At 82.3% G+C, this 367-nt stretch carries 1 protein-coding gene; it reads left to right on the top strand.

Annotated elements, in window-relative coordinates; genetic code table 11:
• Nucleotides 1-180: 180 nt before the first annotated feature.
• A partial coding sequence (locus KN815_RS49460; RefSeq protein ID WP_216348248.1) for a hypothetical protein occupies nt 181-367 on the top strand: 187 nt, incomplete at its 3' end.

The raw sequence follows: 367 nt of genomic DNA on the forward strand, positions 1-367 counted from the left end.
CGCAGCCGCCTGGTCCGCCTGGTCCTCCCGGTCCGCCCGGCCCCCCTGGTCCTCCCGGGGTGCCTGGTGCCGGGCAGACGCCCCCCGGTGGGCACGGTGGTGGGCAGACGCCGCCTCCGCCGGGTGCGCCCGGTACGCCCGGCGGTGGGGTGCACGCCGCCGCGACGATGCTCGCGGGCGGTGGTCAGACCCCGCCTCCCGGTGCCCCGCAGCCGCCCGGTATGTCCGGCGCTCCGGGCCAGGGTGCCCCATCCGGCCCGCAGCCGCCCGGCCCACCCGGTGTCCCCGGTGCGGGTGGTCCGCATACGCCGCCGCCCCCGCCGGGCGCGGCCGGGCCGTCGTATCCGGGTGGACCGGGTGCGCCGGG

The sequence above is a fragment of the Streptomyces niphimycinicus genome (assembly GCF_018883605.1).
GTDB classification, from domain to species: Bacteria; Actinomycetota; Actinomycetes; order Streptomycetales; family Streptomycetaceae; genus Streptomyces; species Streptomyces niphimycinicus.